The organism is Pelosinus fermentans JBW45, from assembly GCF_000271665.2.
Lineage (GTDB): Bacteria > Bacillota > Negativicutes > DSM-13327 > DSM-13327 > Pelosinus > Pelosinus baikalensis.
The window spans coordinates 3,133,895-3,149,976 of the sequence record NZ_CP010978.1 but is presented as its reverse complement, the minus strand read 5'-3'; the positions used below and the strand labels follow the sequence as shown (position 1 = coordinate 3,149,976).

Annotated in this window: 15 protein-coding genes; 13 read left to right on the top strand and 2 right to left on the bottom strand. The window is 38.1% G+C overall.

What is annotated here, in order from left to right; translation table 11 throughout:
• Window positions 1–14: 14 nt before the first annotated feature.
• Window positions 15–524 (top strand): isoprenylcysteine carboxyl methyltransferase family protein, encoded by a 510-nt coding sequence (locus tag JBW_RS13925; RefSeq protein WP_235333783.1) that lies wholly within the window; start codon window positions 15–17, stop codon window positions 522–524.
• An 83-nt stretch (window positions 525–607) separates the two neighbouring features.
• Here the strand turns inward: JBW_RS13925 and JBW_RS13920 are convergent, their stop codons facing one another.
• The gene (locus JBW_RS13920) at window positions 608–814 is read right to left on the bottom strand and encodes a DUF1657 domain-containing protein (RefSeq protein ID WP_007935501.1); all 207 of its coding nucleotides are present in this window, start codon (window positions 812–814) and stop codon (window positions 608–610) included.
• Between the two features lie 252 nt (window positions 815–1,066).
• Between JBW_RS13920 and JBW_RS13915 the strand changes: the two genes are divergently transcribed.
• From JBW_RS13915 to tkt, 9 genes are all read left to right on the top strand, one after another.
• The gene (locus tag JBW_RS13915; RefSeq protein ID WP_007953841.1) at window positions 1,067–2,500 is read left to right on the top strand and encodes a sodium:solute symporter family protein; all 1,434 of its coding nucleotides are present in this window, start codon (window positions 1,067–1,069) and stop codon (window positions 2,498–2,500) included.
• A 75-nt stretch (window positions 2,501–2,575) separates the two neighbouring features.
• On the top strand, window positions 2,576–3,034 hold the full coding sequence (trmL, locus tag JBW_RS13910; protein ID WP_007953842.1) for a tRNA (uridine(34)/cytosine(34)/5-carboxymethylaminomethyluridine(34)-2'-O)-methyltransferase TrmL: 459 nt from the start codon (window positions 2,576–2,578) through the stop codon (window positions 3,032–3,034).
• Window positions 3,035–3,068: 34 nt separating this feature from the next.
• Window positions 3,069–3,926 carry a TIM barrel protein gene (locus JBW_RS13905; protein WP_007953844.1) on the top strand — a complete coding sequence of 286 codons (858 nt, stop codon included), beginning with the start codon at window positions 3,069–3,071 and terminating at the stop codon, window positions 3,924–3,926.
• 91 nt (window positions 3,927–4,017) lie between these two features.
• Window positions 4,018–4,368 carry a YlbF family regulator gene (locus JBW_RS13900; protein ID WP_007953845.1) on the top strand — a complete coding sequence of 117 codons (351 nt, stop codon included), beginning with the start codon at window positions 4,018–4,020 and terminating at the stop codon, window positions 4,366–4,368.
• The gene (murB, locus tag JBW_RS13895) at window positions 4,355–5,281 is read left to right on the top strand and encodes a UDP-N-acetylmuramate dehydrogenase (RefSeq protein WP_007953846.1); all 927 of its coding nucleotides are present in this window, start codon (window positions 4,355–4,357) and stop codon (window positions 5,279–5,281) included. Before JBW_RS13900 ends, murB begins: the two co-directional genes overlap by 14 nt.
• Before the next feature lie 114 nt (window positions 5,282–5,395).
• Window positions 5,396–6,997, top strand: coding sequence for an MBL fold metallo-hydrolase RNA specificity domain-containing protein (locus JBW_RS13890; RefSeq protein WP_007953847.1), 1,602 nt, complete (start codon window positions 5,396–5,398; stop codon window positions 6,995–6,997).
• 159 nt (window positions 6,998–7,156) lie between these two features.
• The gene (gene typA / locus JBW_RS13885; protein ID WP_007953848.1) at window positions 7,157–8,965 is read left to right on the top strand and encodes a translational GTPase TypA; all 1,809 of its coding nucleotides are present in this window, start codon (window positions 7,157–7,159) and stop codon (window positions 8,963–8,965) included.
• A 177-nt stretch (window positions 8,966–9,142) separates the two neighbouring features.
• Window positions 9,143–9,565, top strand: coding sequence for a cell division protein SepF (locus tag JBW_RS13880; protein ID WP_007953850.1), 423 nt, complete (start codon window positions 9,143–9,145; stop codon window positions 9,563–9,565).
• Between the two features lie 104 nt (window positions 9,566–9,669).
• Window positions 9,670–11,685: a transketolase gene (tkt, locus tag JBW_RS13875; protein ID WP_007953853.1), complete on the top strand. Its 2,016-nt coding sequence runs from the start codon at window positions 9,670–9,672 to the stop codon at window positions 11,683–11,685.
• 224 nt (window positions 11,686–11,909) lie between these two features.
• On the opposite strand, the gene JBW_RS13870 is transcribed toward tkt, so the two are convergent.
• Entirely contained in the window at window positions 11,910–12,485 is a 576-nt protein-coding gene (locus JBW_RS13870; RefSeq protein ID WP_007953860.1) for a biotin transporter BioY, read from the bottom strand.
• A gap of 226 nt (window positions 12,486–12,711) precedes the next feature.
• Here JBW_RS13870 and JBW_RS13865 point away from each other — a divergent pair, with 226 nt between their 5' ends.
• From JBW_RS13865 to asrB, 3 genes are all read left to right on the top strand, one after another.
• Complete coding sequence (locus JBW_RS13865; protein WP_007953869.1) at window positions 12,712–13,941, top strand: DUF438 domain-containing protein; 1,230 nt, start codon at window positions 12,712–12,714, stop codon at window positions 13,939–13,941.
• A 346-nt stretch (window positions 13,942–14,287) separates the two neighbouring features.
• The gene (gene asrA, locus JBW_RS13860; protein WP_007953871.1) at window positions 14,288–15,280 is read left to right on the top strand and encodes an anaerobic sulfite reductase subunit AsrA; all 993 of its coding nucleotides are present in this window, start codon (window positions 14,288–14,290) and stop codon (window positions 15,278–15,280) included.
• A complete protein-coding gene (gene asrB / locus JBW_RS13855; protein ID WP_007935467.1) occupies window positions 15,280–16,074 on the top strand; it encodes an anaerobic sulfite reductase subunit AsrB in 795 nt (264 codons plus the stop codon). The genes asrA and asrB overlap by 1 nt, the downstream gene beginning before the upstream one ends.
• Window positions 16,075–16,082 lie beyond the last annotated feature (8 nt).

Below are 16,082 nucleotides of genomic sequence, written 5' to 3'. Positions count from 1 at the left end.
TATGGGTTTTAATAATGGCATGTATTCTAATCAGTCAGCGCCTTTTAGAGCTATACATAGCTAAAAATAACTATAAGTGGTCAGTGGCAGCTGGAGCACAAGAGTTTGGCAAGGAGCATTACTCTTTATTTTTTATTTTACATGGCTGCTGGTTTATCGGTTGGATCGTAGAGAGCGGCATAGGTAACGTTGTCATAACTGAGTTATGGTATGTATGGCTAAGTTTATTTGTTATTGCTCAAGTAGTGAGGTATTGGTGTATTGCTAGTCTGGGGAAGGCTTGGAACACTCGGGTTTTAGTCATTCCTGGCCGAAAACTTATTTCTAAAGGACCATACCAATATATAAAACATCCCAATTATGTAGCTGTAGCCATAGAATTGCTAGTTGTGCCCTTACTATTTGGAGCTGCAATCACAGCAACCCTTGCGACTCTGTGTAACGCTTGGTTAATTCTAGGAATTCGTATTCCAGTGGAGGAAAAAGCATTAAGTGAGGGGATTATTGAAAAAAATAATTGCTAGAAAGAATGTATGCTAACGTCTACATAACAGATTAAATTTATAAATGATAAGGGGGCAGTCATTTACTACCCCCTTATCGTTTATTAGTCTGCTTGACTATTTAGTTGATTTTGCTCGGTGACGTTAAGGCGGCTATTGAGCTGGCTGATATGTTGATCCATATCCTGTGACATCTGTGTAAAAAGTTGTTTGGCTGTTTGATCGTCAGTTGATTGTGCGAAGGTTGCATAGGTTCCTTTTGCTGATTCTGCTGCAGCGACAGCTTTTTGCAAGTCCTTTTGTACAGTCATGAAATTTCCTCCTTATGATGAGATGTTACTTACATATATATTATTCTACTGTTATCTTGTTTTTATGATTTATTTTTAACATGAATTAGATATAAACAAATTCAATGTGATATGTATGATAAATCGCAAGTATTAATAAGATACAATGTTGATTTGTATGAAATAATATAGTATATTTAGTGCAGTTCATAATGCCTAAAGTTTTGATTGTCAAAGCTTTAGGTATTTGTTATTGAAAAGGAGAATGTAAACATGAACCCGTATTTAATAGCTATTATCGTATATGCATGTATTTTAGTTGCTGTAGGTTTTATTGCCACTAAGGGCGTTAAAGGTGCATCTGATTTTTTTGTCGCTGGCAGAAAGCTAGGACCTGCTCTTTTATTTACTACATTAATTGCACCTAACATTGGTGCTGGCTCCACCGTTGGCGTAGCTGGAGTTGGCTATAAATTTGGTATTTCTGCTTGGTGGTGGATTGCTTCTTCGGCTGTAGGTTCTGTCATATTAGCCTTTATTGTTGGTCCTGCGATTTGGCGAGTGGCAAAAGAATATAACTTATATACATTGGGAGACTATCTGGATTATCGTTATAATCGAAATTTTCGAGGATTCATATCATTGATGATGGCTATTGGCACCCTGGCTATTTTTGCGGGACAGTTAATGGGAATTGCCTGGATTTTGACCGCTGTAGCTGGTACTGGTAAAACAGTGGGAATTTTGGTTGGCTCTATTGTAGTTATCTTATATTTTGGTGCCGGAGGCCTACTCGCCGCGACATTTGTAAATAGCATTCAAATCGTAGTAAAGTTTGTTGGATTTTTATTAGCCGTTCCCTTTGCATTGCATTATATAGGCGGTTGGGAAGGGCTTACTGCACTAATCGGACAAAACATAGCGGATGCAAATAAGGCAGAAGCCTATATGAGTTTTGACGGCATTGGAATTACTATGATTATTGGTTATTTTTTAATGTTAACGCCGTCTTTTTTTATTTCTCCAGGTTTAATTGGGAAGGTATATGGAGCTCGTGATGTAGCTACAGTAAGAATTGGCACAGCTCTTAATGCTTTGGTGCAATTTGCTTTTGCCATTGTCCCTGTTATACTAGGAATGTGCGCTTTTGCAGCGTTTCCGAACTTGTCGCAGAGTGAATTGGCATTGCCGATTGTTATGAAAGAATTTATGCCATTTTGGGCTTCTGCCTTTGCTTTGGCAGCCATCTTCTCAGCCGAGGTTAGTGCTGCAGACGCAGTACTATATATGATAACAACATCTTTTACGAAAGATTTGTATAAAACCTTTATTAAACCTGAAACTTCAGATGAGGAATTACTGAAAATGAGCCGCATCGTTACGGTGGCAGCTGGAATTCTCGGTATTAGTATTGCTTTACTATTGCCTAATATCATTACAGCATTGTCTATTTTTTATTCGTTGATGTCCGTGTCATTAACAGCTCCTTTATTATTTGGTTTGTTTTCAAGGCGACCTTCTACTAAAGCTGCCTTTATATGCGCAATTGCTGGAGTTTTGACTACTGTAGTCCTGCAATTTGGTAATGGTGGAAAAGGAATTGGAATACTAAATGCTCAATCTACGGGGATTGTTTTAACAATTATCATAATGGTATTTATGATGGTTGTGTTTCCTGCAAAGAAAAAAAGTATAATAGACAAATGAATTTCTTTATTTAAAATTGTGAAAGTATATGTAATAATTAAGTATTTGGAAATGATATAAAAATGAGGTGTTATCATGCATATTGTATTAGTTGAACCTGAAATTCCTGGAAATACAGGTAATATAGCGCGATTGTGTGCAGCAACAAATACGGAGCTTCATTTAGTGAAACCTTTGGGATTCTCGATTGAAGATAAATATTTGAAAAGAGCTGGCCTGGATTATTGGAATTTAGTGAAAGTACATAGTCATGAAAATTTTGCTGAAGTGATAGAATTATATAAAGAGCATAATTTTTACTTTAACACAACAAAAGCTGATCAGCATTATAGTGATATTCAGTTTAAAGCAGATGATTTTTTAGTGTTTGGCAAGGAAACGGCTGGTTTGCCTGAACAGTTACTAATAGAACATAAAGATAGCTGCATTCGTATTCCTATGGTTAGTGATGCTAGATCTCTTAATCTATCAAATTCTGCTGCAATCGTGGTATATGAGGCTCTTCGACAGCAGCAATTTGTAGGTTTAAAATAAGAATCTATAAATATTGAAAAGATGGTGAAACATAATGCGCGCACAATTTGGACCAGGAGGCAATCCAGAGGCTTTCTATGCAGCTGGCTATAAAGCATCGGTGGAGATACCAGCATGGCTGGGTACGCTGAAACTGACGGCTTATGAATACCAATGTACTCGCGGCGTGAATATAAAAGAGGAAACAGCCATAAAAATTGGGCAGCAAGCAGCAAAGTATGGAGTGAAGCTGAGTATACATGCTCCCTATTATATTAGTTTGTCCACAGACGATGTAAAAATTATTGGAAATACACAAAATCATTTTTTAAAATCCCTAGAAGTCGCTCGCTGGATGGGAGCTGACCGTATTGTTTTCCATATGGGAGGGTTGGGTAAGCAAGATCGGAAAGTGGCGATGGAAAATGTGAAACGCGCCCTTTTTACCCTATTGGAATTAGTAGATAAGCGAGGACTAACGGGCATCTATTTTTGTCCAGAGACCATGGGAAAACAAAATCAATTGGGTTCATTAGAAGAAGTTCTTGCTGTATGTACTTTATCCGAATGGCTTATACCTACTATAGACTTTGGACATTTGCATGCAGTAACAGGTGGAAAATATACAACAGAAGAGGAATTTGAAGCTGTTTTTGATAAGGTGGGAGAAATTTTAGGAAAAGAAGTAGCGAAAAATCTGCATATTCACTTCAGTCCCATTGAGTTTACAAAAGGGGGCGAAAAACGCCATTGGACTTTTGCCGATGAATTTGGCCCTCCCTATGAGCCTTTTGTTGCTGTTTGCGCTAAACGTGGTTTTACACCTCGAGTGATTTGTGAGTCTGCTGGTACGCAGGCAGCAGATGCAAAAGCGATGCAAGATCTTTATGTATCCTTAATAGAGCAAAAATGAGGCATCAAATATTCAGATCTATACGATTATGGATAGAATATTGTATAATGTATTGGGTGTATTTAGTAGAGTGTAAATGAGGAGGAGTAATATGAATATTTACGATAAAACCCATGACTTAGTGCGAGCAATTAAAGAATCCCCAGAATATAGAGAATTTATGGAAGTTAAGAAAATCATTGATACAGATGAACAAGCGAAGAAAATGGTAAAAGATTTTATTGCCAAGCAGATGGAATTAGAATACGATATGATGGGCGGCAAGGGAGAAGACAAAGCAAAAACAGAGCAAATACAGCAAATGTATCAACTGATCGTTGGAAATAGTAAAGCTTCTGCATTTATGCAGTCATATATGAAATTTCAACGTCTAGTGGCGGATATTTATAAAATTTTGGGTGATTCTGTAGCTGAAGGAATGGATTTCTTTGAAAAGAAATAATCTGTCTGATGAACTTTTACTAAAGTTAAAGCAAGTGATTCCTGAGTGCCGCCTTTTGATCAATGAGCCCTTATCAAAGCATACGACTTTCAAAATTGGCGGTCCAGCCGATTACTTAGTCTTTCCTGCTTCCATGGATGAAATATCTGCCATCATGATTATTACTAAGCAGTATGGCATACCAGTTACTGTACTCGGCAATGGCTCAAATATTCTAGTACGTGATAAAGGTATTAAAGGTCTGGTCTTAAAATTTGGCAGTGAAATGTCATATATCCGGCACACTGGGGCTTTAGTTACTGCCGGTGCAGGGGCTATGCTGGCAGATGTCTCTTGTTATGCTGCTAAACATGGATTAAGTGGAATGGAGTTTGCGATTGGCATTCCTGGTAGCATTGGCGGTGCTGTATTTATGAACGCAGGTGCTTACTCAGGTGAAATGTGTCAAGTAGTTACGGCAGTGTCTGGCGTTTGCCGAAATGGTAATATTCAACGTTTTTTACCAGCACAAATTCAGTTCGGCTATCGTCATAGTATTTTCCAGGACAATGGCTGCATTGTTTGCGAAGTAGAATTAACGCTGCAAAAACAAGAAAAACCAGCAATTTCGCAAAAAATGGATGAGTATACGTTCAGGCGGGAAAGCAAGCAACCCTTAGAAATGCCTAGTGCTGGCAGTACCTTTAAACGTCCGCCAGGAAATTTTGCAGGGACGCTTATCGAGAAAGCTGGTTTAAAGGGACTCCAAGTAGGAGGGGCCCAAGTGTCAATGAAGCATGCCGGCTTTGTAATTAATGCTGGCGGGGCAACGGCAGAAGATGTATTATTACTGATTGAAGAAGTACAACGTCGTGTATATGAGGATTCAGGTATCATGCTGCATCCAGAAGTGCGGGTCATCGGTGAAGAATAGCAAGTAGAAAAGACTTAGCTTTGTCTAAGTCTTTTCTACTTGCTATAAAGGGAAGGATTTTTATATTAATTGTCGAAATATACAGATAGTAAGCAATGAGAGGAGAGGAGTCTTATGAAATTAACTTTCTTAGGTGCAGCAAAAATTGTAACTGGCTCGTCTTATTTATTAGAAGTGGATACACAAAAGATTTTAATCGATTGTGGAATGTTCCAAGGTTCAAAAACGATTACAGCCTTCAATCGACGTGATTTTCTATATGATCCAACAGCAATTGATTGCGTATTGCTAACTCATGCGCATATTGACCATAGCGGACTATTGCCTAAACTATGCAAATCTGGCTTTAAAGGTCCAATTTATGCCACCAGAGTAACACATGAGCTTTGTGGGATTATGCTGCCTGATAGTGCCCATATTCAAGGCTTTGATGCTGAAATTGCCAATCGGAAAGGGAAGCGTGCAGGCAGGAAACCTGTAGAGCCCTTATATACGATTGAGGACGCTTATGCTACTCTAGAGCATTTCTCGCCAGTAGATTATGACAAAGAAGTGACCTTGTCGCCAAATGTTGTTGTACGTTTTCGTGATGCAGGACATATCTTAGGTTCAGCTATGTTGGAGGTCATGGTGAATGAAGAAGGAAAAACAACTAAATTAGTTTTTTCTGGTGATTTAGGACAACCAAATCAGCCTATCATAAAAGATCCTACCTTCATTGATGAGGCCGATTATGTGATTGTCGAATCTACCTATGGTAATCGCTTGCATGAAGAGTATGACAAAGAAGAACATTTGGCAACCATTATTAATGCCAGTGTGGCTCGCGGAGGAAACATCATTATTCCTTCTTTTGCTGTAGGCCGTACTCAAACCATGCTGTATTATTTGCATAATCTTTTGAAAGCAGGAAAGATTCCTAATATACCAGTGATTATCGATAGTCCTCTAGCTATATCTGCTACTGATATCTTCATGCGTAATACTCAGGATTTTGATGCAGAAGCCAAAGGAATGCTAGAAAGTACCAAAAATAATCCTTTACAAATGCCTCAGCTGCGTTTCACAAAAACTGCTGATGAATCAAAAGCACTCAATAGCTTAAATGAACCTGTAATTATTATTTCTGCCAGTGGGATGGCTGATGCTGGTAGGATTCTTCATCACCTAAAACATAATTTGTGGCGTCCAGAATCGAGTATATTGTTCGTCGGTTATCAGGCGCAAGGCAGTCTAGGGCGCCGTTTGGTAGAAGGTGCAAGCAAGGTGAAAATCATGGGAGAAGAAATTAGTGTAAGAGCGACCATATATAGCCTGGATGGTTTCTCGGCACATGCTGATCAAGAACAGTTGTTAACATGGTTAACCTATTATAAAAGAAAACCTACCAACATTTTTTTAGTACATGGAGAGGTGGAAGCATCAGAACCCTTTGCGCAGCTAATCAAAGACAAGTTAGATGTTTCCACTTATATTCCAAATTTTGGCGATTCGGCGCTCTTAAATGGATTAGATTGGAACATAGAGCAGGCCGAAGTAATAGATCCGGCTATAAGACAGTTGCATGAGCATTTAGAACTATTGGACAAAGAGTATGGCGAATACCGGAGACATCTTGAACAATTAGGTAGCGCTGACAATCAGAAGATGGGAGATATTATGCGCAACTTAGAAAAAATGCAAGTCTACATTAATAAATTGAAAAAAGGTGTATAGGAAGGAAAAAATCATCCTATAATCTAAAATATATTGGTAATTTTTAATATTTATAATTGACAGCAAGACGACAGTATAATATAGTGGTTTGTATGCGAAAATAAAAGGGTGCAGTAAAACGCATCCTTTCTTTGTTGACTTTGTAGGAGGGCTTAATTTATGAAACGTACTGATTTACGCAACGTTGCCATTATTGCGCACGTTGACCATGGTAAAACGACTCTGGTAGACGCAATGCTAAGACAAAGCGGGGTATTCCGTGCCAATGAAACTGTGGCTGAACGGGTTATGGATTCTAACGATCTGGAACGTGAACGGGGTATTACCATCCTGTCAAAAAATACTGCTATTATGCATGATGGTGTAAAAATTAATATTGTGGATACTCCAGGACATGCGGACTTTGGCGGTGAGGTAGAGCGAGTACTCAATATGGTGGACGGAGTTCTATTACTAGTAGACTCTTTTGAAGGTCCTATGCCTCAGACTAAATATGTTTTGAAAAAAGCCTTAGAGCAAAAATTAAAACCGATTGTTGTTATCAACAAAATTGACCGTCCAGATCAGCGAGTAAAGGACGTTGCCGATGAAGTGTTTGAATTATTTATGGAACTAGATGCTACAGATGAACAATTAGAGTTTAAGATTGTTTATACGGCAGCCAGAGCTGGTATTGCTAAATTGAAGATGGAAGATGACAGTGATAACCTGCAGCCTTTATTTGAGTTATTGGTAGCTGAAATTCCTGCTCCTCAAGGAGAAATTGATGGACCACTGCAAATCATGGTTACCACCCTGGACTATGATGATTATGTAGGACGTATTGCTATCGGACGTGTTATTCGTGGTAAAGCTACGAATGGACAACAGGTTTTAGTGTTAAATGGTGAAATTCAGAAGAAGGCGAAACTGGGCCGCTTATATACCTATCAAGGTTTAAAACGTACTGAAGTCCAAGATGTAGCGTTAGGTGATATCGTTGCGATTACTGGACTGGATGATGTAAATATTGGTGAGACCATTGCCGATACGGAAAATCCAGAAGCATTACCAACTATTGATATTGATGAGCCAACATTGGCTATGACCTTTAGTGTTAACAATAGTCCTCTTGCTGGACGTGAAGGTCAATTCATCACTACGAGACATTTGCGTGATCGACTATTCCGCGAAGTAGAAACCAATGTAAGCTTAAAAGTTCGGGAAACAGAAAGTGCAGATACATTTGAAGTATCGGGTCGTGGTGAATTGCATTTGTCAATTTTAATTGAAACCATGCGCCGTGAAGGTTTTGAATTCCAGGTTGGTAAACCGGAAGTTATTTACAAAACCATTAATGGACAGCGGTGTGAGCCAATGGAGGCTTTAACCATTGATGTTCCTCAAGAATTTATGGGAGCTGTTATGGAAAAACTGGGTACTCGCAAAGCTGACTTAGTGAATATGACAGAGATCGCTGGCTATCTTCGTATGGAATTTGTGATTCCTGCTCGTGGATTGATTGGTTTCCGTTCTGAATTCTTAACTAGTACCAAAGGCAATGGCATTATGCATCACTTATTCCATGGCTATGCACCATATAAAGGCGATATACCAGGACGCAGTCGCGGTGCTTTAGTTGCTTTTGAAGCAGGTGAAACAACCGGTTATGGTATCTTTGGTGTGCAAGAAAGAGGAACCTTATTTATTGTACCAGGACAAACAGTATATGAGGGTAGTATCATTGGTGAAAACACTAGAGAAATGGATATGGATGTTAATCCATGCAAAAAGAAAAATGTTACCAATATGCGGACAAGTGCTTCTGATGAAGCGTTGCGTTTAACTGCACCTCGAATATTAAGTTTAGAACAAGCATTAGAATATATTAATAAAGATGAATTGGTAGAGGTGACTCCTAAGAGCATTCGTCTGCGTAAAGCAATTTTAAGCCGTACATTACGTGGCAGAGAACGTAAAAATGGCTAAGATATAAACATGGGCGCCCCTTGGGGCGTCTTTTTTCTAATCTTTACGCATAATCTTATAAAAAAATATAAAAAATATGATTGATATGCAGGGATTTATTAATAACGTGTCGAATGATTAAATTATAATGGAAATATTAGTTAAATTTATTTGGAAAATGTCTGGAGGGCAAGAATAATGGGGCTTAGTTTAATCGATAAGCTGACAAATTATTTGATGCCACTGGAGGAAGTGGCTGCTGGAGGGAGTATTGTATCGGAAATGGATGCAGCTCGTGCTCGAAAGTCGATGAATTTACAGGTTCATACCAGTGAATCGATGTCTTTAAAAGTAGTAGTGGCTTCACCAGTAACATATGATGATGTGTGCATATATGCAAATCATCTGAAGGAAAATGTGGCAGTAGTAATTAATTTTTCAGGTGTAGATCTGGATATGCAGCATGCTATTAAAGATTTCATGAATGGAGTATGCTATGTAGTATCTGGTAATGTACAACGAATTGCTGATTCTGTATTTATCTATGTTCCAGGACATGTAGATATAGAGAAAGAGCTATATGCGTATTCTGTTCCTGCCTATATAAAACCCAAGATATAAGTATAAGAATTCCTTTGAAGTTGTTGCTTTTTTCAAGCAGCAGCTTTAAAGGAATTTTCTGTATTCTACCTGAATTCCATGGAAAGAGAAAGGAGTTTTTATGTATGAAATCTAAAAAAATAGATCAATTAGCAATCAATACAATCCGCAACTTGTCGATTGATGCAGTGGAAAAAGCCAACTCTGGCCATCCGGGAATGCCTATGGGAGCAGCCTCTATGGCCTATCAACTTTGGACGAAACATATGCATCACAATCCCAAGAATCCAAAATGGTTTAACAGGGATCGTTTTGTACTGTCTGCAGGCCATGGTTCAATCTTGCTGTATAGCTTATTGCATTTATCAGGTTATGATCTTACAATCGAAGATTTGAAAAGATTTCGTCAATGGCAAAGCAGAACACCTGGACATCCTGAATATGGGCATACACCAGGGGTAGATGCTACTACAGGACCTTTAGGGCAGGGAATCGCTATGGCAGTTGGTATGGCGATGGCGGAACGGCATCTAGCAGCTCAATATAATAAAGCAGAATACGAAATAGTGGATCACTGCACCTATAGTATTTGTGGTGATGGTGACTTGATGGAAGGCGTTTCAGCAGAAGCAGCTTCTCTTGCAGGGCATCTTAAATTAGGACGTCTTATTGTTTTATATGATTCCAATAACATTTCATTAGATGGAAAACTAAATTTGTCTTTTTCTGAAGATGTACAAAAGCGCTTTAAAGCTTATGGCTGGCAAGTGCTTTATGTAGAAGATGGCAATGATTTAACCAATATTGATAAAGCATTAGTAAAAGCTAAAGCGGATACGCTTCGTCCTACGCTAATAGAGGTTAAGACAACAATTGGCTTTGGCTCACCCAATAAGGCGGGATCTTCTGCTTCTCATGGATCGCCTCTGGGGAAAGAAGAAGTACAATTAACCAAAGCAGCGTATAAATGGTCTTATGAAGAAGATTTTTATGTTCCTGATGAAGTGTATACACATTTTTCTGAGACGGTCATTAAAGAGGGAGCTCGTTTGGAAGAAAAATGGAATACTTTATTGGACAAATATCGCATTCAATATCCAGAGTTAGCAAAAAATCTTGAGAGTGCTATCAATGGGCTTTTGCCGGATCATTGGGATTGCAATTTGCCACAATATGAAGACGGCAAAAAAATTGCTTCCCGTTCTTCTTCTGGTGAAGTGATAAATGCATTTGCTAAAACAGTACCTGCACTTTTTGGTGGATCAGCCGATTTAGCCAGCTCTAACAAAACAACAATAAAAGATGCAAATCCTTTTTCTTCTACGGATTACAGTGGACGTAACATTTGGTTTGGTGTGCGGGAGTTTGCCATGGGAGCTGCTTTAAACGGCATGGCCTTACACGGCGGATTAAAAGTATATGGTGCAACGTTCTTTATTTTCTCGGACTATTTACGCCCGGCAATTCGTTTGGCGGCCTTAATGAAGCTGCCAGTTACTTACGTGTTTACTCATGACAGTATTGCAGTAGGAGAAGATGGGCCTACCCATGAACCGATTGAGCAACTGGCTTCGTTAAGAGCCTTGCCCAATCTCAATCTGATTCGCCCGGCAGATGGGAATGAAACAGTAGCAGCATGGAAAATAGCATTAGAATCTCTTGATAAACCTACAGCCTTAGTCTTATCAAGACAAGACCTTCTGACCATCCCTGGGACGAAGGAAATTGCAGATAAAGGTGTACGACAAGGTGCATATGTTATTTCAAAAGCAAGGGCAGAAACCCCAAGTGCTTTACTCTTGGCAACAGGATCTGAAGTTCAACTAGCCGTGCAGGCTCAGAGCCAGCTTGCAAGTGAAAATATTTTTGTATCCGTAGTCAGTTTCCCTTCATGGAACTTATTTGAACATCAGTCGAAGGAATATAAAGAAACTGTGCTTCCTTCTAATGTGAAAATTCGTCTAGCAATCGAAATGGGATCAACATTAGGTTGGGAACGTTATGTTGGCGATCAAGGATGTGTATTAGGAATTGATACATTTGGTGCCTCAGCGCCGGAATCAATCGTACTTAAAGAGTATGGATTTACTGTAGAGCATGTGGTTGCAAAAGTCAAAGAACTATTGAAACTTAATAAATAAAGAGAACTTAAACAATAGAATGAACAAATAGAATCCCCTGAATTCAAACTCTATGAATTCAGGGGATTTATTTGTAAGGAAGGGGCTAATTGAATGCCCTATTTCCACAAGGTGTAAGTGATAAAAAATGGCAGGATATTTTAAGTAACCTGCCATTTTTTATTATAATCAAGGCTAAAAAGTGCTTCTTTACTAGCTAGCTAAGAATCTAAAATACCATAGAGTTATCTTGAATTAAAAGTTGATACAGAATAACCGCTTTTCCTCAATATCGGTATAATACGAACGGCGGTAAGTGTGATTAGTACACTTAAGATTAAATCGGAAGAAATATAAGGGAGAAGACCCACTCCGATAGCAGCTTGTAGTGTCATTTGTTTATGTAAGTAAAAATTTACAATGAGATATAAATATCCTACGCCAAAAACATAAACAAAGAATAATCCTAAGAGGACTGCACTATAAACTTTTATAAAGGTTATAGTGGAAAAATGTTGAACCAGTCGGCCGATGGTATAAGAACAGGCTATAAAACCTAACAAATAACCAAAAGTAGGCTGCAGTACATAGGCAGGGCCGCCGCCACTGGCAAAAACAGGCATACCGATTAGACCAATTCCAACATATAATATCTGGGAATAGAATCCTTTCCTTCCTCCTAAAAATACACCTGAATAAGCGCAAAATAAAAATTGCAATGTGAAAGGTACAAGGGGAGTAGGAATTCTTATAAATGCACCTACTGCAGTTAATGCAGCAAAAATAGAAATTAAGATCATTTCTCTAAGTGTTAACTTCATAAACTATCCTCCTGCTGTGTGAAATCCATATGTATAGTTTATAATAATTTTACCATTATTGTAAACTATTTTTATTTAAAGGTTAACGATCTGGATGTAAGTGAAAGCAATATGCACGTTTAGTTTTTGTATGAATTATTTAAGTGTGGAAATGCTAAGTAGTGTTAAAATAAAGCAAATAAAGCAACGTAAATGGCAATGGTGGTAAAGTGCTGGGGAGGTATATATGAGTGAACTAATTAATAATCGAGAGTACAGGCAAAAGGCTTTAAAAGAAATAATCTTGGAACTTCATCAGGGAAAATCAGTTCAGGACGTCAAAGACAAATTTGATAAAATTGCAGTAGGTATGGATCCATCTGAACTTTCTTTGATTGAACAAGGACTGATTAATGAGGGGTTACCAGTGGAAGAAGTCCAACGACTCTGCGATGTTCATGCTGCGGTCTTCCGAGATGCATTAGAGAAAAATCCGGAATTGTCGGTAGAGCATGGACATCCAGCAGCAATTTTTATAGCAGAGAATCAAGCAGTGCAAAAGCTAATAGATCAGGAAATTAGGCCTATCCTCATCGAACTAAAGCAGGCGTCGAACCAGGCTGAAAAAACATTAGCTTTACAATTGACTGAAAAAATAAACTTGCTATGGGACGTTGATAAACATTATAGGCGAAAAGAGGATCTTATATTTCCTTTTTTGGAGAAGTATGAAATTACTGGGCCACCTAAAGTCATGTGGGGCGTCGACGATAAAATCAGAAACTTGTTAAAAGAAGCAAAAAGCTTGGCTGTTGCTTATCAATCACCTATAAAAGAGGAGTTAATTGCTAAAACGGAAGAAACATTAGTACAAGTTGAGGAAATGATTTTTAAAGAAGAAAAAATATTCCTGCCAATGGCGATGGAAACACTATCAGAAGATGAATGGTACCGTGCTCTACTCGACAGTGATGAAATTGGTTATTGCTTAGTGGAACCTCAGTATGGCTGGAAACCATATCGGGAGGATGTGAAGGAAGACGTTATAAATCCACTCAATGAAAATAATACAAGCGGCCATGTTAAGTTTGACACTGGTTTTTTATCACCCCAAGAAATTGAATTGATTTATCGGCATTTACCAGTTGATATCACTTTTGTTGATAAAAATGGAGTCGTTAAGTTTTTCTCTACGACCAAGGATCGAATTTTCCCACGCACCCGTACGATTATAGGTCGTAAGGTAGAAAACTGCCATCCTCCAGCGAGTGCCTACGTGGTAGAAAAAATAGTGGAGGACTTTAAAAGCGGGAAAAAGGACAATGAAGACTTTTGGATCAAGATGGGAGATAAATTCGTATATATTCGTTATTTTGCGGTAAGAGACAAGGACGAAAATTTCTCTGGCGTTTTAGAAGTTACCCAGGATATTAAGCCGATTCAAGCGATTACGGGAGAAAAGCGAATTACAGACTAAGTTAGGAGCAATAAACAATTAACAATAGGGAATTCCCTAGATTACTTTTAGCCATCTACCCTCATTATTGGTGGTAGATACATTCTAAACAATGTGTTACTTTTTTTGCCAATAATTAAAATGGTGTAATCTCTAGGAATAGAAATTTATTAAAATAAACAATGTAGGGAATTTCCTTTATCAATAGAGGGAATTCCCTACATTACTTTTTAGTAGTTAAATATTAAAATTAGCCTGATATCTATTCATTGCACAAAAGAACTATAGAATAATAAGGTTCTTATAAGAGGCAAGGGTAAAAGCAGGATTCATAAGAAAAAAACAAACGTAGGAAAGGAAAAAAATAATGGCATATAAAGTAACCGGGATAAGGTTTAACCAGTACTTAAAAGAACTAGAAAAGGAGTATCTAATTTTTGCTCCCGTAGCTCTCTTGGGGAAGGGGGCTTTTACTAATACGGATTCAGTTAGGTATCAAAAAATAACAAAGTTGGAAGAAGTCGAACTGACGATAAAAGCTAATTTTTCTGCTAAAGAAATTCTTCTACCCATTACTGAGACTTTATTTTATTTTAACGAGGATAATTGGACAGAACCCAAGGTTCATGATAAAAAAATACTGCTATTCTTGAGAAGTTGTGACATACATGGCATAAAAAGGCTTGATGATATCTATCTAAGAAATGGATGTGAAGATCCTTACTATAAGGTATTTCGTAAAAAAGTAAGATTTTGTCTCATCGAATGTTATGAAAGTTTTGCAAACTGTTTTTGCGCCAGTATGGGAACCAATATTACGGATGAATATGATATGTTTATACGTCCTGAGGGTGATTATGTATATGTCGGAATTAATAATAAAGAGATGGGTCGGCTGGATGAAAAGGTAGTAGACCTTTCTCCACGTTTCGTCATGCAAAATAAAACGAAGGTGTCTATACCGAAAGAGCTATCAAAAGGGCTGGCACAATCTGTTTTTTGGGAAGAATATTCATCTCGCTGCATCGGTTGTGGAAGATGTAGTTTTGTATGTCCAACTTGTAGTTGTTTCTCGATGCAAGATATCTTTTATAAAGAAAATAAAAACATGGGAGAGCGAAGACGAGTTTGGTCTTCCTGTATGGTTGATGGCTTCACGGATATGGCCGGAGGACATTCTTTCCGCAAAAAGCAAGGAGATCGTATGCGATTTAGAGTGATGCATAAGTTTCATGATTATAAAAAGCGCTTTGGCTACCATATGTGTGTCGGGTGTGGAAGATGTGATGATGCATGTCCAGAGTATATTTCGATTGCGCATTGTGCAAATAGACTTAAGAGCATAGTGGAGGAGAAATAATGAGCAATACGTATCTGCCTTTTAAATCCCGAATTATAAAAATAATTCCTCATACTGCTATTGATTATACTTTCTTAATGGAGTATAAGGGTGATGTAAAGCCTGGACAGTTTTTTGAAGTATCCATTCCTAAATTTGGCGAAGCACCCATATCTGTGAGTGAAATTGGTGAAGGGTATGTTGGATTGACAATTCGCAGAGTGGGGCTGGTTACCAATACGATTCATGAGCTACAGGAAGGTGGGGTGCTATTCCTAAGGGGGCCTTATGGTAATGGTTTTAACATTGACTTGTTTAAATCGAAGGAAGTTATTGTTGCTGCTGGTGGGACGGGGTTAGCACCAGTCAAAGGCGTTGTAGATTACTTTGCTGATAATGTTCATGAAGTGACAGTCTTTTCCTTGATTGCTGGATTCAAATCACCTAAAGATATACTTTATAAAGCTGACTTTGAGAAGTGGCAAAGGACAATAAATGTTATAGTAACAGTAGATGGTTCAGATGATGAAACGTATACAGGCAATACGGGTCTTATTACAAATTATATACAGGATATCTCCATAGAAAATCAATCAATGGCAAATGTGATTGTTGTAGGTCCGCCTGTAATGATTCGTTTTACTGTGGCAGAATTTTTAAAAAGAGGGATTAGGGAAGAAAATATATGGGTGTCTTATGAGAGAAAAATGTGCTGTGGCGTTGGCAAATGCGGACACTGTAAAATTGACGATACTTATATTTGTCTTGAGGGACCTGTGTTTAATTATGTGAAAGCTAAAAGTTTTATTGATTAATTAAGGAG